Origin of the sequence: Streptococcus sp. NM (genome assembly GCF_003390135.1) — a bacterium.
In the GTDB taxonomy this organism is placed as follows: domain Bacteria; phylum Bacillota; class Bacilli; order Lactobacillales; family Streptococcaceae; genus Streptococcus.
Window position 1 is genome coordinate 186,477 of the sequence record NZ_QUOS01000002.1, and the last position, 22,242, is coordinate 208,718.

Sequence of the window (22,242 nt, forward strand, 5' to 3'; positions counted from 1 at the left end):
TTATCTCTCACGAACACTAAAAAGAGCCTGACTCCAGGCTCTTTAGTCTATTATTTCTTCTCAGCGCGAAGGGCTGACAAGATTTGTGTACGGATATCATCCACACCATTTGGCGTATTTGGTAAAAAGATAGTCTGATTTCCTTTAGAGGCAAAGGTATTCAAGGTATCCAAATACTGATTGGTCAAGAGGATAGACATGATTTGCTCTTCTGTCATACCAACATTGGCTTCCTTGAGTTCTGTGATAGACTCTGCCAATCCATCCACAATCGCCTTACGTTGTTGGGCAATCCCCACACCATGGAGGCGGTCTTTTTCTGCTTCGGCTTCAGCTGCAGTGACGATTTTAATCTTATCGGCTTCCGCCAATTCTTGCGCTGCGACCCGCTTACGTTGCGCCGCATTGATTTCATTCATGGATTGCTTGACTTCTGCATCTGGTTCGACCTTGGTAATCAAAGTTTTCACGATAATATAACCGTAAGTAGTCATTTCTTCTGCTACTTGATGTTGAACTTCAAGGGCAATCTCATCTTTTTTCTCAAACAATTCATCCAAGGTTAATTTGGGAACAGAAGAGCGAAGAGCATCTTCGATATAAGATTTAATCTGAGATTCTGGACGCATGAGTTTATAGTAAGCATCTGTCACGCTCTGCTCATTGACACGGTACTGGGTCGCCACATTCATCATAACGAACACATTGTCCTTTGTCTTAGTCTCAACCACAATATCGCTTTGCAACAAGCGCAACTGAATCCGCGCTGCAATCGAGTCAATCCCAAAAGGCAATCGAATATGAATACCGCTATTGGCAACCTTTTGGTATTTCCCAAAGCGTTCAATAATCGCCACCGACTGCTGACGAACCACATAAACTGTACTCAGTGTGACTATCACCAATAGGAGCACACAAACCACCACAAAAATCATCAAAAATGTTGCCATTATCGTGACCTCCATCATTATTTTTCCTGTATTATAGCACATTTAAAGAAGGCTGTGCAGTTTTTACTGCGATTTTTCCTGAAATGTCAATAATTAGAGGTGAATTGTCACATTGTCGTCTGATTTCTTGCTAAACCAACTGGTAAAGAATTAGGTCTACCATGCTAGTTCTTTCTAACTCCGTTGATTATCAACATACTATCTAAACTTTACAAGTCGTGGACAAAGAAACGAAACAAGTAACGGTTAATCCCTTTAAAAGACTCACAAAAAACATCATTGGATGTACTGACCTCCAAAATTTCAATCATTAAGCGAGGTTGATGATCTAAATTTAATGTGATATACTATTTTTGTCATCGGTTACCGATTACGTTCCTTACGGTTCGTGAGAGGAGGTGAAACTAATGAACCTTATCATAGAGCTCGCTCTTACTATTATAGCGGACGTCATAGCAGGGATTATCCTGTATTTCGTCTGCAGATGGCTAGATAGTAAGGAGTAGACCGAGTGACTAGCCTATCAACACCCGTTAAATCGCTAAGATACGTCAAAAAAGCCCTTAACTATGCCAGTAGTTAGGGGCTTTGGTGTTCTAATGAACCTTATCAATTAACTACATTCTAGCATATAAACCCCGATATTTCAAGAGTTTTATTTATTTTTTTAAAGCGCCTTATGTATCTGAAAGATCTATCATGAAGTTAGCCATCTAGTATCAAAAAACCGACTAGCTCCTATGAACTAGTCGGTTTCTCATCAATGCGCCAACATTTCTTGGGCGATTTCTCGGCCAGATAGGTTATCTGGGTAGTAGGTTGGCCAGTTATCCATTTCTTCAAAGAGGGCTTCTTGGCTTGTGCCTCCAAAGAAGATATGGAAATGTTCTGCCTTCACTGGGGCGATATTGTGGTCACTAAACTGAACATACTTGAATTGTCCAGCATCCGCATCTGTCGCTTCAAAGAGGAAGCGCACGCCACGATTTCCTTTCTTATAAGTCAAGATTTTCTTACCAACATACTTGTAGGTGAATTTCTTACTTTGTCCACCTTGAACAAATTCCATAGTCTTATCAGTGATATTAATCTTAGTTACATCTGTCTGATAGCCTTTTGTATAGTAGGCCTTGTACTCAGCCTGAGTCATCTTACCTGTCAACTTAGCCTTGTAGTCAAAGACCTGATCAAAAGTTCCATCTTCAAGGAAAGGATAAACTGATTGCCAGTTACCTGCATAGTCACTCAAGGTGCGGTCCTTGACATCTGCATCTTCAAAGTAACCATTTTGAACTGTCTTGGTATCCTCGGCCTTTTCAGGCTCAATTGCTGGGCCTTCTTGGTCCGTTGTTTGTTTCAAAGCCTTGAGGTTTTTCTCCATCACGGAGATGTAATTTTCTCCAGCCTTGGTGTCCTCTTCTGTCAGACTTTCTAAAGGATTGAGGACATCTGTTTTAACACCTGCTTCTTTTGAAAGTGTGTTAGCAAGGGCTTGTGAGGCATTTTCTTCAAAATAGATATAGGCGATTTTATTTTTCTTGACATACTCTGTCAATTCTGCCAAGCGAGCTGCTGATGGCTCTGCATCTGGAGAAAGGCCTGAGATTGCGACTTGTTTGAGTCCATAGTCCAAAGCAAGATAGTTAAAGGCTGCGTGTTGAGTCACAAAGCTCTTTTGTTTGGCTTGAGATAAGCCTTCTGTATAAGCCTTGTCCAAGGCTTGCAATTTTTCGATATAGGCAGCTGCATTCCTCTCAAAGGTCTCTTTTTTATCAGGATAATCTGCTGACAAACTGTCACGGATGTGCTCTACTAGTTTAATGGCACGAACTGGTGATAACCAAACATGGGGATCGTACTCATGGTGATGTCCTTCTTCTCCATGGTCATGGTCTCCCTCTTCTTCCTCACCACCTGGCAAAAGCAACATATCGCCTGTCGCCTTGATGGTTTTGACCTTTTTCTTATCCAAGGTATCTAGCATTTTAGGGACCCATGTTTCCATGTTTTCATTTTCATAAACGAAGGTATCTGCGTCTTGGATTTTGGCAACTGCCTTGGCAGACGGTTCATATTCATGGGGTTCTGTACCAGCACCGATGAGGAGGTCAACATTAGCAGTATCTCCTGCGACTTGCTTGGTAAATTCATAGACAGGGTAAAAGGTTGTCACAATATTTAGTTTGCCATCTGCCTGCTTTTGATTGGAACAAGCCACTAAAAACAAGGCACATAGACTGGCTAGCAATAAGCTAATTTTTTTCACGTTAGTCTCCTATTTGATAAAACGTCTTACTAAACTGATGAGTAAAAAGACAGTTACAAAAATAATGGTAATACTTGCACTTGCAGGTGTTTCTGCATAGTAGGAAATGTAAAGTCCTGCTACCATTCCCAAAAATCCAATAGCACTGGCAAGCAGCATAACCGATTTAAAGTTTTTCCCCAGACGCAGGGCAATACTAGCTGGCAAGACCATGATAGTCGATACCAAAAGAGCTCCTGCAGCAGGAATCATAAGGGCAATGGCCACCCCTGTAACCATGTTAAAAAGAATGGACATGGTACGAACTGGCAAGCCATCCACAAAGGCCGTATCCTCATCAAAGGTCAAGATATACATAGGACGAAGGAAGAGGAAGGTCAAAATCAAAACAACCGCCGCAATGACAAAGAGGGAAATAACCTGCTCTTCGCTGATCGTCACGATTGAACCAAAAAGATACTGGTCCAAACTCATTGAACTCGAGCTTTTGCCCTTGCTCATGACAATCAGAGAAACTGCCAGACCTGTTGACATGAGGATAGCTGTCCCGATTTCCATAAAGCTCTTATAAACCGTACGGAGATACTCCAGAAAGACCGCCGCAATCAAGACAATAGCAATAGTGGAAATAGTTGGCGAAATCCCCAGAACCAGCCCAAAGGCTACACCTGAAAGCGAGACGTGGCTGAGGGTATCACTCATCAAACTCTGACGGCGCAAGATAAGGAAGGTTCCTAATACTGGCGAGAAAAGACTCATGGCAATAACAGCCAGAAAGGCACGTTGCATAAAGTCATAAGATAACAAACTAAGCATGGCCCACCTCCTGATCATTCTCATGAACGTTGAAACAACGCCATGGCGAGTCTTGGTTACGGACTAGATGAATATTGCGGTCCGCATAGTCCTTAACTTCTTCAGGGTCATGAGTAATCATCAAAACAGCCTTGCCGTGATGGTGGGCGCTGTGGTGCATGAGTTCGTAAAATTCATTTTTACTTCCTGCATCCATCCCCGTTGTCGGCTCATCTAGGATAAACACATCTGGGTCAGAAGCAAACATACGCGCAATCACCGCTCGCTGCTTTTGCCCCCCAGATAGAGAACCCAAGCGTTTGTCTCTGTGTTCCCACATGCCAACTGAGTCCAGACTAGCCTTGATATGCTCCTCATCATGAGCATTCAAGCGACGGAACCAACCCTTTCTCGGATAGCGACCAGATTTGACAAATTCATAAACCGTACTTGGAAAACCAGCATTAAAACTGGCAATCTGTTGAGGAAGATAGGCTATTCTCAATTTCTTACCCTGCGTATTTGTCTTTGAAATAGTCACCTTGCCAATGCGTGGTTGGAGGATACCAAGACTAGCCTTGATCAGTGTCGTCTTAGCTGCCCCATTCTCCCCCGTCAAGGTAACAAATTCCCCACTATCAACACTATAATTGATATGTTCAAGAACGGGCTCCTTATCATAATAGAAGGATAAATCCTCTACCGTAATATATCTCATTATTTGATTTCTCCTACTAAAGCAGTCAAAAACCGCTGGATCACTTTTTGTTCATTTGGAGTAAACTGAGTCGCCACTTGTTCATAGGTTAAAAGTGTATGCTCATGGTGATGGTGGTGCTCCTCAGCAATTGGGCGAGCCAAATCAGTCAATTGATAAAAAATCACACGCGCATCCTTCGGATCTTTAGATGTTTCCAACATCCCTTCCTTGACCAAAGACTTAATGGCCTTGGTAACTGCTGCCTGACTGACATTGAGGCGACGCGCCAATTCTGAATTTGTTAAAGATTCCTCTGACAAGAGCATGAGAATATGCTCCTGGGTATTGGTCAGGGCCACCTCGCTAGTACAATGACCTATTAGGATTTCATGCTGATTTTCTGCCTGCAAAATCACCTCATTCAAAAAGGCATCGATATCCTTCGCTAGCTGTCTCATATCTGACTCCTTTCCTTTTAGACTTCTCTTTTTTAAGAGAAAAATACTATTCTTTGAAAAATTATTTACTGGTTAATTATATCACAACCAAAAAAAGAGTCAAGAAAAAACGTGAAAACCAGTTTCATTCTTGAACTCTTCTATATATTATTATCTATTTGAATGTCTTAACATCTCCATCATAAGTCGCCCAGTCTTTGCTGAAAAAGCGTTCATTCAGATGGTAAGTCGGAGCTGGCGTGGGATTGGATAGGAAAGGATCAACTGCCTTATCAAAAGCAAGCCAACCCAACCAACCTAGGTGAATGGTATCCTTAACAAAATAAGGATCCCCTCCATTTTTTGAAAAGTCAGCAATATTAGTGAAACCTTGACTTTCTAATTGATAACGAATTTTCTCCACTGCATGCTGGTACATATCTTCTCTGAGCCCTGTGTAGTCCATCCATTTCTTATTGACAGGCTGGATGACAAAGAGGACATTAACTTTCGATTTTGCAAATTGATTGAGAACCAACTGTAAATCATTATATTCAGATGATTTTAGGAAACTGTAATTCTTTTGATACCCTTCCCATTTTTTCAAATCCTTCTTAACCTCTCTCGTATAGAAATGATTTTCCATCCCCATATCATTATTGGTCGTATTGGCTTCTGCATCCTTTCGAGCAATTTTTTCTAACTCTTGGTAAGAAAATTGATCTGGAAGATCTTTTAAATAATTTTCCACATGTTCCTTATATTTGAGTTTTCCTCTAATGGAGAACTGACCAAATAGAGAAGCCTGTCTCTCATTGAATCGGGCAAAAATATTAATAGCAACCTGATCAACCTCTGATAATTCTTCACCCTTTGACAGTTTTTGAACAATGCCTTTTAATGCAACATTAGGATTCTGCTTTAACAATCGAATAGCCGCATGCTTTGCAGCAGTGTCACCAGATTGATTTTCCAGAAAAGCTGTCAATTGGTCACTGTTAAAAAATCTCTGAAACGCTGCGGGTTCATAATCAGCCTCCGTAAACCACTGAGGCGAAATTACAAATACTGCCTGCTTATCCTCTATTTCTGGCAAAATTTGCTGTAGGCCAAAATATTGATTTAGAGAGGCTGCTCCTGCTTGACCTAAAAAGTAAGGACGATAGGGACGATGGTATTTCTCGGCTAAAACAGCTGGATGGACACTATCAAATCGAATCCATTCACTGGACCCTAGAAAAGGAATAAAACGCATATTTGGATCTGTAAGAGCCCTTACTTTTTGGCTTCTCTCTTTAAAACTCTCTACACTAACAGAAGCCGCCGAATATTTCTCCTCCGTCAGATTATGGCTTGTTGTACTTGGATAAAAAAAGATGAGTAGAAGAACCAAAAATCCAGCTATGAAGATAGGCCCAAAGATTAACCATAAGCGTTTAAGCATTTTGTAGCTCCACAATACCAACTATGATTTTATTGGCTGTATTCCAGTCGTCGCGACCAAACTCTGTAACAGGGACACGAATATCAAAACGGTTTTCAATCTCCACAATCAACTCAACCGTTCCCATACTATCCAAGACACCTGCATCAAAAAGATCTTCATCCATCATGTCAGAAACATCTTCCATAAACAACTCATCAATAATTTCAATAACTTCTGATTTGATATCCATATTTTATTTCCTTTTATTTTTTAAACCATAAATCATTCAAAAATCCAGAAAAGATTAAGAATGACAGCATGACGACATGGAAGGTGATAACCATGCCAAGCAACTGAATCCAGCGATTCTCAGGTAGAGCAGCTTTCCCTGCTTTTTTCCGTTCCTTATTGAGCGTTTTTTTCTTACGAATCCAAGCATCATTAATAACCAAGCCTAATCCATGAAAGAGGCCATAAGCGATATAGTACCAGGTCACTCCATGCCAAAATCCCATAATCAGCATATTTACAATATAGGCCACACTTGAGGTTACATTGCGATTCTTAAAGACCTTCTTTCTGGTCAACACCATGACCATTCGCATAAAGACAAAGTCACGGAACCAGAAAGACAGACTCATGTGCCAGCGATTCCAAAACTCTTTTAAATCCCTAGATAAAAAAGGCTTGTTAAAGTTGACAGGGCTACGAATTCCCATCAAATTTGAAATGGCCAAGGCAAACATAGAGTAGCCTGCAAAGTCAAAGAAAAGTTCTAGACCAAAGGTATACATAACTGCCAAGGCATAGTGGTTAAAAAAGCCACCTGACTGTAGGGCTAGATTCTTCAGAGGAGGGAGTAAGGTCTCTCCTAAAATATGAGCTATGATAAACTTATATAGAAAGCCAAGCATGATATACTTGACAGCCTCTTCCAGCATATCCATCAACTCATCTCGCTCAGGAATGGTCTGATAATTTTCATTAAACCGCTTAAAGCGATCGATTGGCCCGCTTGAAAAAGTCGGCATGAAGAGTAGGAAGCGGAGGAATTCCCAGAGGGTAAAATCCTTAATCACTCCATCTCTCAGCTCGATGATAATTCCAACCGAACGAAAGGTCAGGTAAGAAATTCCCAAGAACCCAAGCAAAGACTGCGTTCCATTGATAGCTGGTTGCACCTTGACAAAGATAATCGGAAGTAAGGACAGAAAACTAACTAAGTAGAAGACCCACTTGCCATCCTTACTTTTTCGATAGTGCTTGTAGAAAAGCAAGAGCAATATTTCCCAGCACAGGTAAATACTCAAGGCAGCCAATTGATTGGTCTTTCCACCCACCAACATGGTGACGATAAAGAAGAGGCTAACCAATACTTCATACCAGGCAAAGCGTTTCTTGAAAAAGAGACCGATAAAGATGGGCAAAGTTGCAGCAATCACGTATAAAAAGTACTGAAAATCACCATAAGGTTCCAAATGAGGTAGCTGTTTATAAAGCTCCATCATCTACTGTTTACCTCGTTAATCAAGCCCTTGATATCAATTTTACCATTAGGCGTTAGTGGTAAACTGTCTCGATAGAGAAACTTAGATGGCATCATATAGGACATCATGATATCTGCTAGGTCTTCCTTAATAGCCTTGGTAATATCGATATCACGCTCAAACTGCTCGCGGACACCGTCCTTTAGGATGACATAGGCCAGTAGATTTTGCACCTTGTGGTCCTTGTTATAACGCGGGACAGCAACTGCTGACTCAATAAAGCGAGACTTATTGAGGTTTTGAGAGACATCTTCTAACTCAATGCGGTAACCGTTGAACTTAATCTGGAAGTCCATGCGTCCGCCGTAGAGAAGCAAGCCTTCATCTGTCATGGTTCCCACATCACCTGTGTGATAGGCTGGCAGACCTTCAAACTCAAAGAAGGCTTCTGCTGTTTTTTCAGGATTATTCATATAACCTTTTGAGACGGCCGGTCCAGAAACAATGATTTCTCCCTGTTCTCCATTTGGCAATTTATTGCCTTCCTCGTCAATGATAAAGGTTGGAGAATCAGCCTTGGTATAGCCGATTGGTAGGCGTTTGAGAGTCGCTAGCATCTCGTCTGTCACAGCAACAGCTGACAGGGCTACTGTCGCTTCTGTTGGGCCGTAGGCATTGATAATACGGGCATATGGGAAACGTTCACGTAGCTTTTGAGCCGTTTTAACCGTCAATTCTTCGCCATCAAAGTAGAAATGCGTAATTCCAGGCATTTTTTCGCTATTAAAATCTTCAGACAACATGGCCATATCCGCAAAAGAAGGCGTTGAAGTCCAGATAGCGATCGGCAATGAAAAGATGGTCGCAAAGAGTTGCTTAAAGTCCTGAGTGATGACAGATGGTAAAGCAAAAAGAGTTCCTCCCAGTGCCAAGGTCGGAGCCCAATACATGACAGACAAGTCAAAAGAATAAGGTGGCTGAGCCAACATTTGCGGACGACTTGGCGTCGCAAATTCCTTGTCCGTAATCATCCAGTTGGTAAAGCTGAGGAGATTATCATGTGAAATCTGCACTCCCTTTGGCTTACCAGTCGTACCAGAAGTAAAGATAATGTAGTAGTTATCATCTCCCTTGACTGGATGCGTGATCTCGTAGCTAGTCCCTTGAGCAAAGGCTTCTTGAACCTGAGCTAGAGTCATCATTGGCGTAGAAACCTGCTCCAATGGAAAGTCTGAGATGGCAATAATCAAACTTGGCTCCGCTACTTCTAAAATAGCCGAAACTCGCTCCAAAGCCGAATGACTATCAATTGGAATGTAGGCATGACCTGACTTAGTCAGCGCTACAAAAGTTGCCAACATTTCATATTCTTGGCCACCAAAAACAACCACAGGAGACTTCTCTGGTAAATCCAGTTGATCGATGGCTGCAGCTAAACTATCCGAATCAGCCTTCAAATCTCCATAAGTGTGTTCCTGCCCCAAAACATTGTAAACAGGATAGCTAGGCTGTGTCTGAGCAAAATGCTCAATGGTTTCAATCATATCTACGATTGCTTTATTTGACATAATAAGGATTCTCCTTCAAGTTAAAATTCATTATAGATAAAGCTTCCTTGACCCTGACCAAGATAGCTAAAGAAGTAAAGCAGCCCTAGAAAGATAAGAAAATACAAGGCTGTCCGACCAAGAAATATGTACAATTCTTTTCTCTGTTTCATCAAGAAAAACCATTCATTTCTGTAATTTTCCGCTAAAATAAAATCAATTTCTTACTAATTTATTTTTCTGCTATTATACCACTTTATAGACTAGTTTTTCAATTGTTTACCCGTCTATTTTCACTACGTTCCAGTAACATTAATTTGTTCCATATGATTCTTTCTAATGATAGCTTAAATGCTTTTCAGTATGGATTATATGGGGAGCTACAACAAAGTAGGCTCCATACTACCTATAGAGGATTTTTCCACTATAAATATTATAGAGCCTTATCTTATGTCTCACTTTATCGGTGCAGTTCCCTTTATCTAGAGATTTTTATAGTATGTAATCCTAGAATTCACTATAGATAAATTCTTGAATGTTCGAAAAATCGGTCACAAAACAATAAATCACGATGCTTAAGATAACAGTATAGAAAAATAACGTCCACAAGATTAAACGGTGTGTGTTAGTTATCTTGGTTTGCAAATTTGTATAGTTCTTTTTCAACTTCCATCCATCCTTTCACTCCAACATGCATCACATCAAATAAAAAGTAATCATCATACTCTCTGTTTCCATAGTTTAATACCGTTGCACCATAGCTTTTTGCGACATCTTCTATTTTTTTATAAGTTTTCTCCCGCATCTCTCTTGAGACACCTGTGTAGTCATTCCATTTCCCGTTTACTGGGAAAATAATGACCTCAACTTCAATGCCCAATTCTTTGGCAACTGTCAAGAAAAGTTCCATATCTGAATACTCTGGTGACTCGAGGTAGCTCAAATCTTTATTAGAATTCTTCAGCGATGTATAACGATCTTTTAAATAGGTATTGTAGTAGTTATTATCAACAGCATAATCATTATTGTCTGTTTTCTTTTTGACCTCTTCTACAAACTGATTCGTCATTTTCTCCCAATCATAGTCTGGGGTTTTATCCCCTAGTGAAGGATAATCTGATTTGGCATGTTTTTGATAAAAAGTCTGTTTGAGTTTAAAGGAATAAATCGCGTTATCAAACTCTAATAGTTTTTTATCAACAATCGTTCCTTTCTCATCTATGAAATAACTTTTGTATTTTTTGTAGATGTCATTTTGTTGCTTGTTCCCCTTGGTAATCTCGATAATACGATTGATTAGTTTTTCTTTCGTTTCCTTACTAATCTTATCATTATCTAGCATATGGAAAATATGTTCTTGAGAAGCCTTGTTCAAAAAGGCATCTTGATGAGTCCCATCTTTTTCAAACCACTGAACAGATTCTACTATAGCCACTTTTCGCTTACTCATAGATCCTTCAATAGAGCCCAAGGTCGTAGCCTGAATGATGTTTTGTGAATAGCTGGTTCCAATCTGCATGATATTAAAATCGTTGTAGTTAAAAATTTTATTGGGATGGTAGTCTTCATTTATCGTCGCAACCAACTCTGATGAGCCCAATAAAACCAGTGTATTGGGAGTAATATTGCTTGTCAGAATATCTCTACTTTTATACTTTTCATACGAAGTGCTATAGCGAATACTGTTATCCTTTACTTTATAATAATCATCAATCTTCTTGACGTATGTCACATTTAAAAGCGCAAGCGTCGCAATTACGAGCACAAGCGATAGCAAAAATGCTTTTAGTTTAATCATCTAGTTTTATCCTATCCCTTCGATCCGTCCAATCTCTTTTCAAGTTCTTATCTCTTTAAAATCGTAAGTAAGATTTTATAGGGTTCACCTGAAAAGATAAAGAAACCAAGCATAACCAAATTCATGGTCACAAACCAACTCAGTAGCTTATACCAATCTTTATTTTTATTTTTCTTATAAAAATTGCTTTTCTTTTGATACACTTCAAATCCAGCCATCAAGACACCGTGATAAAAACCATAAACAATGTAGCTAACACTAAGGCCATGCCAAAAACCCATGACCAACATATTGACCATATAGGCATAGGTTGCATTGTGTAGTCTATTTTTAAACCATTTTTTCCTGATAACCTGCATCAATACTCTTGAAAATACAAAATCTCTCAACCAGGTCGACAAGGTGATATGCCATCTGGTCCAGAAATCCTTGATATCGACACTCAAGAAAGGTTTGTTAAAGTTCATCGGTGTCTGAATACCTAGAATGTTGCTACTTCCAACGGCCATTAGACTATAGCCTGCAAAGTCGAAGAACAGATACAAGGTATAGAGGTACATATACTTGATTGAGTAAACGACTGTGCCAGTATTATTTAGAGCGAGTAACATCTGATAAACATAGGTTGATAAAACAACCTTGTAGAGAAGGCCTAGAACGATACGATACACACCGTCCCCTGCTAACTCTAGATACTCTTTTCGAGGCATGACCTCGTTTATCTCTTTTAAAAATCTCCTACTCCGATCAATCGGACCAGCACTAACTGTAGGGAAAAAAAGTAAAAATTGCAGGTAGTCTTTTATGCTAATCTTTTCTTTAATCAAGCCATCCGATATCTCCAGCATGATCTGAATGGTCTTAAAGGACATGTAAGAAATTCCAATAAAGGCCAACAAATGCAGAGAAGTCAGGGCAAAGATTTTATTGATCACCAAAGGAAAAATAGAAAGGAAAACCAGAGGTTTCAGCCGCTTTGTTTCTATCCTCTGTGCTATGAAAACCAGAAAATATTGATAAATTACAAAGGAGATTAAATAGACAATCATTGCTCTACTCTTGCCATAAATAGCTCCTGCAAATAAGAGGGAGAGCACCAAAATATAGTAGTCCTTACGTTTTTCAAAAAAGTTTATCACAAAACCAATCAGTAAAACTACAAACAAAAGAAGGAAAAACTCATTCCCCTCGAAATAATTCATACCAGCCAAACTCCTTTTTTCTTTTTCTCATCTCATGATTTATCTTTTTAAGATTAGTTCCTATCATATTACCAAAGATAGTTAACTTTATTCATTATATCATAATTTAAAAACTAAAAATACTTCTGTTATTTTATTTCTTAAAATAAAAAATCCAACTGACTCTTAGTACTGAACCCCAATAATGAGACAAAATTATTCACACAATAAATAAAATTCAAGAACAAAAAATTGATGAAGGGACCAGTGAAGAATTCTGCCTTTTTAGCTGAAATAGTAATCAGCACCAGTATATAAACTTAAAAAATCAAAACGACCAAAATGAAGTGAGAAAGTGCTCCTTATTTTAGTCGTTTTTGTAAGTTATGTTTATTGAGGTATGAATAATTGAGTTTTAATATCTTAGAAAAGTGAGAATACGAGAACGGCCAAGGCTGCTCCGATAACAGGTCCCACAACAGGAATCCAGGCATAAGACCAGTCTCCGTCTCCCTTGTTTGAAATTGGCAAAATGCTATGCATGATACGAGGTCCAAGGTCACGCGCAGGGTTCAAGGCACAACCTGTTGTTCCACCTAGTGATAGAACGATACCGACAATCAAAGTTCCCACTGCGAAGGTTCCGATTCCTGCTTGAAGGTCATAAAGTCCCAAAGCAAAGATTGTTAATACCAATACAAAAGTTCCTAGGATTTCACTAATCAAGTTTGATACAGTATCTTTTATAGCTGGTCCAGTACTGAAGGTTGCCAGGATATTGCCTGCATTTTCTTCTGCCTCATAATGCGGTTTGAATTGCAACCAAACCAAAATCTGACCCAGCATAGCCCCTGCGAACTGAGCTAGGATGTATGGGAAAACGGAAGCCCAAGAGAGCGTTCCTTTTAAGGCCATCGCAAACGTTACAGCTGGATTTAGGTGGGCTGGGCTGAGCGTGCCAGATACAAAAGCCGCAACGGCTACAGCAATTCCCCAACCCATAGTAATCACAATCCAACCTGCATTGTTGCTCTTGGTTTTAGGAAGAACCACACCTGCAACAACACCATTTCCTAGAAGAATCAGGATTAAAGTCCCCAAAAATTCTCCAAATAATTCATTCATCATCTTTCTGTCTCTATTAAAAAGAAGGGGCGGGCGACATGGAATGCTGTCCTCCACCTCTTTTCCTTTCTCTTAATTTTTTAATTCTGCTAAATCGTTGTTAGCGAGAGCTGCTTCAACATCCGCACGGTAAGTTGCTTTCTCGTCTTCTGTCCAGTCATAGAATCGTCCCATTTCATCTAAAACTGGCTCAACGATGCTATCCAAACTATCACGCATAAAGAGCATGTGGTTGGTACGACGAAGGAGGAAGTCAACTGGGCTAAGAGCCAACTCATTGCGCATTGCATAGTGAAGTGATAAAGTATCTGCCAAGCTGAGTCCTGGTGCTTGTTCTAAACTATGAGCAAGGGCAAAGACTTTCGGTACATTTGAACCATAGAGATTTGCGAGATAGTGAGCTTCCTTGCTATCCAATCCACGTGACACTCCAAGTTGCGCAAAGGCTTCGATTTCTGAATCAACATTTGCTGGGTTCAATTCCCCACCTGAAACAGGGTATGTCTTAGAATTGATGAGTTTAAAGCTACGGTCAAATTCTCCTTTGAGGATTTCAACCACGCGCTCCATAGCTCCTTCAGCCATCTTACGGTAGTCTGTGATTTTACCACCAGCAAGAGTCAACAGGCCATTGTCATCACGATCCAAGCTCGAACCACGAGAAACTGCAGATGGGTCCAAATGTTTCTCAGAGGTACTGCTTTCAAGCTTGCTGACAGCAGACTCAACATCTTCACGCGTTTTTTCTTTAGAAAGATAGGATTCAACAGTCGCAATCAAGTTGTTAAAGCTTTCATCACTGATGGTTCCATTATTTCCTCCGTTGTAGTCAGAAGCGCTATTGCCTGCGATCAATGGACGAAGACCTGCCCAGCTGCTTTCGATATCATCAATGGTGATGTTGGCTTCTGGGAAGCGGTTGTTGACAATGCCAAGTAGATAATCCACATCTTCCTGAGTTACTTTTGGATGTTCCAAGTCACCTGTGTAGTCTGTATCAGTTGTACCAAAGTATGTCTTGTTTTCACGTGGGAGAACAAAGACCATACGGCCATCACCCAAACCTGTGTCAAAGTAAACTGGCTGTGAAACCTTGATCTTGCTTGAATCCACTACTAGGTGAACTCCCTTAGTTGGACGCATTTGTGAGAATTGGGTTCCCTTATTAGACAAATTGCGTACCTTATCGCTCCAAGGACCTGTTGTGTTAATGACCAGACGGGCCTTGATTTCAAAGACTTGGTCTGTCAAGAGATCACGAGCTACGACACCTGTAATCTTGCCACTTTCGTCAAAGAGGAAGCCTTCTGCCTTCACGTGGTTAGCAATGAGGGCACCGTCTTGGTTGGCACGTTTGATGTTTTCAATCACGAGACGGGCATCATTGTTACGGAAGTCAAGGTAAACCCCACCTCCTACCAAGCCTTCTTTCTTCAAGTTTGGCTGGCGTTCCAAGACTTCTTCCTTACTCAAAACCTTGTTAGCAGCTGGCGTGTTGTTAACTCCTGCCAAAAGGTCGTACAAGTCCATGGCTACTTTAAGACGGAAGAGGCTAAAGGTCGCTCCATCTTCGTCGTAAACTGGTAAGAGCATTGGGTCTGGTTTCGGAATGTGGGGAGCGATTTGTTGAACTACAGCACGTTCAGAAACAGTGTCTGATACCACTTCTACGTCGAATTGTTTGAGGTAACGAAGACCACCGTGAACCAATTTTGTTGAACGGCTAGATGTTCCTTCTGCGAAGTCCTGCATTTCAATCAAACCAGTCTCAAGACCGCTAGCCGCTGCCTGCAAGGCTACACCAGCCCCTGTAATTCCTCCACCGATAATCAAGAGGTCCAAGGTACGTTCCTGCATTTTTTGAATTGATAATTCACGTGTTTTCTTTGAAAATTCCATATTTACACACTTTCTAACTAAGTCGCTTTATTCTTCCAGTATTAGTCGTCTACTTCCGCAAAGACTTGAGTTGCTTTTACAGCCTTCTTCCAGCCCTTGTAGAGTTGTTCCTTGCGAGATTCGTTCATCGATGGTTCAAAGAGTTCTCCTGTCTCGTTCAAGAGTTTCAACTCATCCAAGTCTTTCCAATAGCCCACTGACAAACCTGCTAGGAAGGCTGCCCCTAGAGCTGTTGTTTCCAAGTTTTTGGCGCGTGCGATATCGATTCCCAAAATATCAGCTTGGAATTGCATGAGGAAATTGTTCATAGCTGCACCACCGTCTACTTTCAAGACTTGGATAGCTGTCTGCGCATCCACTTGCATCGTATCGATGATATCACGGACTTGATAAGCGATAGATTGAAGAGTTGCCTTGATAAAGTCTTCTTTAGTTGTTCCACGAGTTAAGCCAAAGACAGAACCGCGAGCATTTTGGTTCCAGTATGGAGCACCTAGACCTGTAAAGGCTGGAACGACATAAACTTCATCGTTGTTGTGAGAATCACGAGCGTATTTTTCAGATTCTGGTGAATTTTCCACCATGCGAAGACCGTCACGAAGCCACTGAATAGCACTTCCTGCGATGAAGATAGAACCTTCCAAGGCATAGTAAACCTTGCCGTTAATTCCGTAACCAATGGTTGTCAAAAGATTGTTTTCAGACAACTGCATTTCTTCACCGGTATTCATGATGATGAAAGAACCTGTTCCATAAGTATTCTTGACCATACCTGGTTCAAAGGCCAACTGTCCAAAGAGGGCTGCTTGTTGGTCCCCAGCCATACCTGAGATTGGCACTTCTCCACCGTAGAAATGGAATGGCGCTGTCTTACCGTAGATTTCAGAGTTAGAACGAACTTCCGGAAGCATAGCCTTTGGAATGTTGAGGATTTCCAAAATCTCATCATCCCATTTAAGTTCTTTAATGTTATAAAGCATGGTACGAGCTGCATTTGAGTAGTCCGTCACGTGAGCCGCACCGTCAGTCAACTTCCAAACTAACCAAGTATCGATAGTACCAAAGAGCAATTCTCCTTTTTCTGCTCGCTCTTGAGCGCCTTCTACATGATCCAAAATCCAACGAACCTTAGTCGCTGAGAAGTAAGCATCGATGATCAAACCAGTCTTTTCATGGAATTTTTCCACATAACCTTGGCTTTTTAGTTGCTCAGCCAAAGGTGCTGTCTGGCGTGACTGCCAAACGATTGCGTTATAGATCGGAAGCCCTGTTTTCTTATCCCAGACAACCGTTGTTTCACGCTGGTTGGTAATTCCGATTGCTTCGATTTGACTTGGTTTCACACCACTTTCGATGAAAGCACCCGCAATAACTGACTGGACTGAGTTCCAAATTTCATTGGCATTGTGCTCTACCCAACCTGCCTGAGGGAAAATCTGGGTAAACTCTTTTTGACTCGAGCTGACCTTTTCTCCTTTTTTGTTGAAAATAATGGCACGAGAACTTGTAGTTCCCTGATCAATGGCCATGATGTATTTTTCTTGTGACATGTGCTGTCCTCCTGATAAAGATCTTGAGGATGTTTCCTCTTTACACTAACTAGTATACAAAATAAAGCGCTTTCTTGTTCATCAACTTTTTTTAATTTTTTAAAAAATGTGAGGAGATTGTGTGAATTTCACAAAAAAGACCTGGAACAACCAAGCCTTTTAAGTGAATAATAACTGACGAATCGCTGCCAAATCTTCCATATCCAAGTCATTTTTTAAATAATAGACTGGTGCTTGTTCCTTCTTATGAATCGGGTTATTGGTAACCAGCAAATCATAATGCCGAGTTCGGTCATAGGCTTCAATGGTGATAAAACGATTGTATTCCAAATACCGTTTCAAAATGGCTGCCATCCTTGAAAAGACAAGAAAACCAGATGTCAAATCCAGACCAATCCGCATATGCTGGCCACCATTTTCAGCCATATATTCTATCAACTGGAGCCATTCCCAGAGAATCTTCTTATCCAAATCCGTCCCCTGTTGAAAAGCAGGTAGAGCATGAAAAATCTCCTCTGCCGTTCCCCTAAAATCATGTTCCATCAACAAATAAGGATGACGATTCTCCAACTGGTACTTGTAGCGGTCCTGTAAAATATAGCCCTTATAGAGATAGACTTGAGCACAAAGCTGACTGAGTTCATAGGTGACATGGTCCTCTGTATAACCGCCCAGCAACTCCTCCTTCTTCATTTCTTGAATCAATTGCGTCAGCAAATCTGCCAACTGCCCTCCAAAACCAAGAATATACTCCATTGTATGAAGAGGAAGGATGCGATGAGATAGGAGGAAAGAGAAGAATACCATCATCTCCCCATCCTCAGTTCCTAGAGGAAGGTGTTGCCCGGCAAAAAAGGAAGGAGCCTTTCGATGCAAACGAAGGTAGAAAATATTGTCAAAATACCCTCGCATTTTTTCTTCTATGACTTGAAACTGACAGGCATTGACCCGAAGACGCTGTTGACTGATGTGAGACCAGAGAACCAAATCCAATTTCTGCCCCGAAGACAAACTTGCACCGCAGATTTCTTCTAGTGTAGCAATCTCCTGTTTTCTCTCTGGTTTCTGCATATGGCCTTCCCATTCCTGACTCGACCAAACCTTGCGGAAAAGACAGAAATAGAAATAGCGAATCTGATGCTCTGGACCTCGCCAACGTCCATTTTGAATAGATAAATCAAATTCTGACAAAATCTGATTTAAGCTAGCTAAGTGACGACCAAGCGTAGCCTCGCTAATCATCAATTCTTGAGCCAGCTGATGGGCTAAAAACTGTTGGTGGTAGAGAAGATAGACCAAAATCTGATATTTAACAGCATTCTCCAAAAACAAGCTCCGAATATCTCTTCCCTTGGTAGTTGCACCGATCGATAGACGCAGATTTTCATCTTCTAAATGAATAGTCAGCTCTATGCCACTATCCAAAGCCTTGTCATTGAGCAGGGTGACATATTTGGTTAGGGTTGCTTTTGAAAATCCTGTTTCCTCCATTACAGCCTTGACGGTCGTCTGAGACTCTTGTAATAGAAAGGAAAGGATTGAAAATTGGCCAGATTCAGCCTTTTCCATCAAATCTCCTAAATACATTTGTTACCCCTTTCATTTTCTACCTTAAGCATAGCATAAATCTTAGAAATGCTGAAATAATCTGTTTCTCTTTTTATTTTCATGCTGATTTCCTGGTCCATTATCCTGAAAATCAGCAAACACACGGCTCCCCCTTTGGGCATTTTTATGCTAAAATAGTAGCTATGGATAAAATTATTAAAACAATATCAGAAAGCGGAGCCTTTCGTGCTTTTGTCCTTGATAGCACAGAAACCGTCCGCACTGCTCAAGAAAAACACCAAACCCAAGCTAGCTCAACTGTAGCGCTTGGTCGAACTCTTATCGCTAGCCAGATTCTCGCAGCCAATGAAAAAGGAAATACCAAACTAACAGTGAAGGTACTGGGATCTAGCTCTCTAGGAGCCATTATCACCGTTGCTGATACCAAGGGGAACGTCAAAGGCTACGTTCAAAATCCTGGTGTTGACATCAAAAAGACTGCAACTGGTGAAGTCCTAGTTGGACCTTTTGTTGGAAATGGTCAATTCCTCGTTATCACAGACTACGGTACTGGAAATCCTTACAACTCTATGACTCCCCTCATCTCTGGGGAAATCGGTGAAGACCTGGCCTTTTACCTGACCGAAAGCCAACAAACCCCTTCAGCAGTCGGCCTCAATGTCCTTTTGGACGAAGAAGACAAGGTCAAGGTTGCAGGTGGTTTCCTAGTCCAAGTCTTGCCAGGAGCCAAGGAAGAAGAGATTGCTCGCTTTGAAAAACGCATCCAAGAAATGCCAGCTATCTCAACCCTTCTGGAAAGTGAAGACCATATTGAAGCCCTTCTCAAGGCTATCTACGGGGACGAGGCCTACAAGCGTCTTTCTGAAGAAGAAATCCGTTTCCAATGTGACTGTAGCCATGAACGCTTTATGAACGCTCTTTCTAGCCTTCCAAGCTCAGACTTGCAGGAAATGAAAGAGGAAGACCACGGAGCAGAAATCACTTGTCAATTCTGCCAAACAACTTACAACTTTGATGAACACGACCTGGAGGAACTCATTCGTGACAAATCTTAATACACCCTTTATGATTGGCAATGTTGAGATTCCCAATCGTACCGTTTTAGCGCCTATGGCTGGCGTGACAAACTCAGCCTTTCGTACTATTGCAAAAGAGCTCGGAGCTGGACTCGTTGTAATGGAAATGGTCTCTGACAAGGGAATCCAATACAACAATGAAAAAACCCTGCACATGCTTCATATTGATGAAGGCGAAAACCCTGTTTCTATCCAACTTTTTGGTAGTGATGAAGACAGCCTAGCACGCGCAGCAGAATTCATCCAAGAAAACACCAAAACCGATATCGTGGATATCAACATGGGCTGCCCAGTTAACAAAATCGTGAAGAACGAAGCTGGCGCTATGTGGCTCAAGGATCCAGATAAGATTTACTCTATCATCAACAAGGTCCAATCTGTCCTTGATATCCCACTTACTGTCAAAATGCGTACCGGCTGGGCCGATCCATCTCTGGCAGTAGAAAATGCCCTCGCTGCTGAAGCTGCAGGTGTTTCTGCCCTCGCCATGCATGGCCGTACCCGTGAACAAATGTATACAGGTCACGCAGACCTTGAGACCCTTCACAAGGTCGCTCAAGCTTTGACCAAGATTCCATTTATCGCCAACGGTGATATCCGTACTGTCCAAGAAGCCAAGCAACGCATCGAAGAAGTCGGGGCTGACGCAGTTATGATTGGCCGCGCTGCCATGGGAAATCCTTACCTCTTCAATCAAATTAACCACTACTTTGAAACAGGAGAAATCCTCCCTGATTTGACCTTTGAAGACAAGATGAAAATTGCCTACGAACATTTGAAACGCTTGATTAACCTCAAAGGAGAAAAGATCGCAGTTCGTGAATTCCGTGGCCTCGCTCCTCACTACCTCCGTGGAACATCTGGCGCTGCCAAACTCCGTGGAGCCATTTCACAAGCTAGCACTCTGGCAGAGATTGAAGCCCTCTTGCAATTGGAGAAAGCTTAAAATGGTTCATACTGCTCTACTGGTTATCGATATGCAAAAAGCATTTGATAGACCTATTTGGGGAGAACGAAATAACCCTCAAGCTGAACATCAAGCATTGAGGGTACTGGCACACTTTCGTAAACACGATCTTCCAGTCTTACACGTTCAACACATATCTGACAATCCCCAGTCGCAATTTCATAACAAACAAAATCAGGTGTTTAAAAGTGGATTTGAACCAGTTACTGCAGAACCTGTCTTTCAAAAAACGGTTAATAGCGCCTTTATTGGAACAAATCTTGAAACATATTTACGAAAAAATCAGATTTGTCATTTAGTCGTTGTTGGTTTGACCCTGCCTCATTGTGTATCTACTACGACACGAATGGCAGCAAATCTTGGTTTTGAAGTCACTTTACTAGCAGATGCCACTGCCAGTTTTACCCTATCTAACAAAAACGGTCAGGCCATCTCTCCTGAGACTATCCATGAGATTAATCTCCTTTCTCTACAAGATGAGTTTGCTCAAATTCTTACTACAGAAGAATTTTTAACCCAAGTACAAGTATAAAATAATCCGTCAACTCTTATTGAGCTGACGGATTTTCTTTGATTGTAAAAATTCAAATACTGAGAGTTATTATTGACTCAAAGCAACACTGGAAACCTTACCATCCGCTCCTGTTGTAATTTGGATGATTTTTCCCCCACCAATTTTGGCATTATACTTACCATCATCAAGAGTATAAGAATAGTCTCTGATAGAGTAGTTTTCTTTCTTTCCATCAGCAGATTCTACTGTGAATTTGCCTCCTGATGAAACTGTGATAGTTTCGCCATTTGCTCCCTTCCAATTGCCCGCTGCAGCTGAGAAATCACCATCTACCATGGTTAAAACACCCTTGTAGCGTTTGTTGTGTTCTGCTTGCTTGTCTTGAAGTTTGCGGTCAGTTGTTGGATCATAGCCTGACTGGTTAGACTGGGCTTGAGAACCTTGCTGAGTTGAAGGAGCTTGAGTAGCAGTTTGTTGACTAGCTGCCTGTTGATTAGACACTTCTTGGCCTTGTCTTTGCTCTGGTGCCGCTTGTGATGGTGTTGCACTTGCTGAAGACTGGTCAGTAGACGCCTTGGCTTTTTCAGATGAAGCTGAACTTGAGGATTTCTGAGTCTTGCTTTCTTTGCTAGAAGAAGTTGCTTTAGAACTTGATGACTGACTTGTCTTAGCAGAACTACTTGCTTGAGTTGTTTCCTTTTTATTTCCACAAGCTCCTAATAGCAAGGTAGAAGCCAATACAGTTGCTGCCATCAATTTGATATAGGTTTTCTTTTTCATTTTTCTACTCCTTTGTAATATTTTAGAAATATGAAGAAATCTTTTTGTAATATAATTGTAACATTCGCATTTGAATATGTCAACAATTTATCTAAACTATTTTAAAAATCTTAAATACTTTAGATACATGTACTCCTCCTACTCTTCTATTCGTAATAAAACAGAAAAACAGGAG

Annotated in this window: 20 protein-coding genes; 3 read left to right on the plus strand and 17 right to left on the minus strand. The window is 41.0% G+C overall.

Going from position 1 to position 22,242, the window contains the following annotated elements:
* Nucleotides 1-50 precede the first annotated feature (50 nt).
* From DXN33_RS05430 to DXN33_RS05510, 16 genes are all read right to left on the minus strand, one after another.
* Nucleotides 51-935 (minus strand): SPFH domain-containing protein, encoded by an 885-nt coding sequence (locus tag DXN33_RS05430; RefSeq protein WP_004235732.1) that lies wholly within the window; start codon nt 933-935, stop codon nt 51-53.
* Nucleotides 936-1,710: 775 nt separating this feature from the next.
* A complete protein-coding gene (gene adcA / locus DXN33_RS05435) occupies nt 1,711-3,216 on the minus strand; it encodes a zinc ABC transporter substrate-binding lipoprotein AdcA (RefSeq protein ID WP_115904560.1) in 1,506 nt (501 codons plus the stop codon).
* Between the two features lie 9 nt (nt 3,217-3,225).
* Complete coding sequence (locus DXN33_RS05440) at nt 3,226-4,032, minus strand: metal ABC transporter permease (protein WP_000950030.1); 807 nt, start codon at nt 4,030-4,032, stop codon at nt 3,226-3,228.
* Nucleotides 4,025-4,729, minus strand: a complete 705-nt coding sequence (locus DXN33_RS05445; protein ID WP_001269496.1) for a metal ABC transporter ATP-binding protein — start codon at nt 4,727-4,729, stop codon at nt 4,025-4,027. Before DXN33_RS05445 ends, DXN33_RS05440 begins: the two co-directional genes overlap by 8 nt.
* The gene (gene adcR, locus DXN33_RS05450; RefSeq protein ID WP_001249308.1) at nt 4,729-5,169 is read right to left on the minus strand and encodes a zinc-dependent transcriptional regulator AdcR; all 441 of its coding nucleotides are present in this window, start codon (nt 5,167-5,169) and stop codon (nt 4,729-4,731) included. Before adcR ends, DXN33_RS05445 begins: the two co-directional genes overlap by 1 nt.
* A 154-nt stretch (nt 5,170-5,323) precedes the next feature.
* A complete protein-coding gene (dltD, locus tag DXN33_RS05460; protein ID WP_049491172.1) occupies nt 5,324-6,592 on the minus strand; it encodes a D-alanyl-lipoteichoic acid biosynthesis protein DltD in 1,269 nt (422 codons plus the stop codon).
* Nucleotides 6,585-6,824, minus strand: coding sequence for a D-alanine--poly(phosphoribitol) ligase subunit DltC (dltC, locus tag DXN33_RS05465; protein ID WP_053039805.1), 240 nt, complete (start codon nt 6,822-6,824; stop codon nt 6,585-6,587). The genes dltD (DXN33_RS05460) and dltC overlap by 8 nt, the downstream gene beginning before the upstream one ends.
* 13 nt (nt 6,825-6,837) lie before the next feature.
* The gene (gene dltB, locus DXN33_RS05470) at nt 6,838-8,082 is read right to left on the minus strand and encodes a D-alanyl-lipoteichoic acid biosynthesis protein DltB (RefSeq protein WP_115904562.1); all 1,245 of its coding nucleotides are present in this window, start codon (nt 8,080-8,082) and stop codon (nt 6,838-6,840) included.
* Nucleotides 8,079-9,629 (minus strand): D-alanine--poly(phosphoribitol) ligase subunit DltA, encoded by a 1,551-nt coding sequence (gene dltA / locus DXN33_RS05475; RefSeq protein ID WP_115904563.1) that lies wholly within the window; start codon nt 9,627-9,629, stop codon nt 8,079-8,081. Before dltA ends, dltB (DXN33_RS05470) begins: the two co-directional genes overlap by 4 nt.
* Nucleotides 9,630-9,649: 20 nt before the next feature.
* Nucleotides 9,650-9,781 carry a teichoic acid D-Ala incorporation-associated protein DltX gene (locus DXN33_RS05480; RefSeq protein WP_033682482.1) on the minus strand — a complete coding sequence of 44 codons (132 nt, stop codon included), beginning with the start codon at nt 9,779-9,781 and terminating at the stop codon, nt 9,650-9,652.
* Nucleotides 9,782-10,233: 452 nt separating this feature from the next.
* Entirely contained in the window at nt 10,234-11,406 is a 1,173-nt protein-coding gene (gene dltD, locus DXN33_RS05485) for a D-alanyl-lipoteichoic acid biosynthesis protein DltD (RefSeq protein WP_115904564.1), read from the minus strand.
* Nucleotides 11,407-11,453: 47 nt separating this feature from the next.
* Nucleotides 11,454-12,608 (minus strand): D-alanyl-lipoteichoic acid biosynthesis protein DltB, encoded by a 1,155-nt coding sequence (gene dltB, locus DXN33_RS05490; protein ID WP_115904565.1) that lies wholly within the window; start codon nt 12,606-12,608, stop codon nt 11,454-11,456.
* Between the two features lie 402 nt (nt 12,609-13,010).
* The gene (locus tag DXN33_RS05495) at nt 13,011-13,715 is read right to left on the minus strand and encodes an MIP/aquaporin family protein (RefSeq protein WP_094752995.1); all 705 of its coding nucleotides are present in this window, start codon (nt 13,713-13,715) and stop codon (nt 13,011-13,013) included.
* Between the two features lie 69 nt (nt 13,716-13,784).
* Entirely contained in the window at nt 13,785-15,611 is a 1,827-nt protein-coding gene (gene glpO, locus DXN33_RS05500; RefSeq protein ID WP_115904566.1) for a type 1 glycerol-3-phosphate oxidase, read from the minus strand.
* A gap of 41 nt (nt 15,612-15,652) precedes the next feature.
* Nucleotides 15,653-17,161, minus strand: a complete 1,509-nt coding sequence (glpK, locus tag DXN33_RS05505; protein WP_070482504.1) for a glycerol kinase GlpK — start codon at nt 17,159-17,161, stop codon at nt 15,653-15,655.
* 159 nt (nt 17,162-17,320) lie between these two features.
* Entirely contained in the window at nt 17,321-18,748 is a 1,428-nt protein-coding gene (locus tag DXN33_RS05510; protein WP_115904567.1) for a helix-turn-helix domain-containing protein, read from the minus strand.
* Nucleotides 18,749-18,912: 164 nt separating this feature from the next.
* Between DXN33_RS05510 and hslO the strand changes: the two genes are divergently transcribed.
* From hslO to DXN33_RS05525, 3 genes are read left to right on the plus strand one after another with little or no spacing between them, the layout of a single operon-like run.
* Entirely contained in the window at nt 18,913-19,785 is an 873-nt protein-coding gene (hslO, locus tag DXN33_RS05515) for an Hsp33 family molecular chaperone HslO (RefSeq protein ID WP_115904568.1), read from the plus strand.
* A complete protein-coding gene (gene dusB, locus DXN33_RS05520) occupies nt 19,772-20,752 on the plus strand; it encodes a tRNA dihydrouridine synthase DusB (protein WP_049487546.1) in 981 nt (326 codons plus the stop codon). Before hslO ends, dusB begins: the two co-directional genes overlap by 14 nt.
* A 1-nt stretch (nt 20,753) precedes the next feature.
* On the plus strand, nt 20,754-21,305 hold the full coding sequence (locus tag DXN33_RS05525; protein ID WP_049487548.1) for a cysteine hydrolase family protein: 552 nt from the start codon (nt 20,754-20,756) through the stop codon (nt 21,303-21,305).
* Between the two features lie 69 nt (nt 21,306-21,374).
* Here DXN33_RS05525 and DXN33_RS05530 read toward each other — a convergent pair whose 3' ends face one another.
* Nucleotides 21,375-22,067, minus strand: coding sequence for a hypothetical protein (locus DXN33_RS05530; RefSeq protein WP_115904570.1), 693 nt, complete (start codon nt 22,065-22,067; stop codon nt 21,375-21,377).
* Between the last annotated feature and the right edge of the window lie 175 nt (nt 22,068-22,242).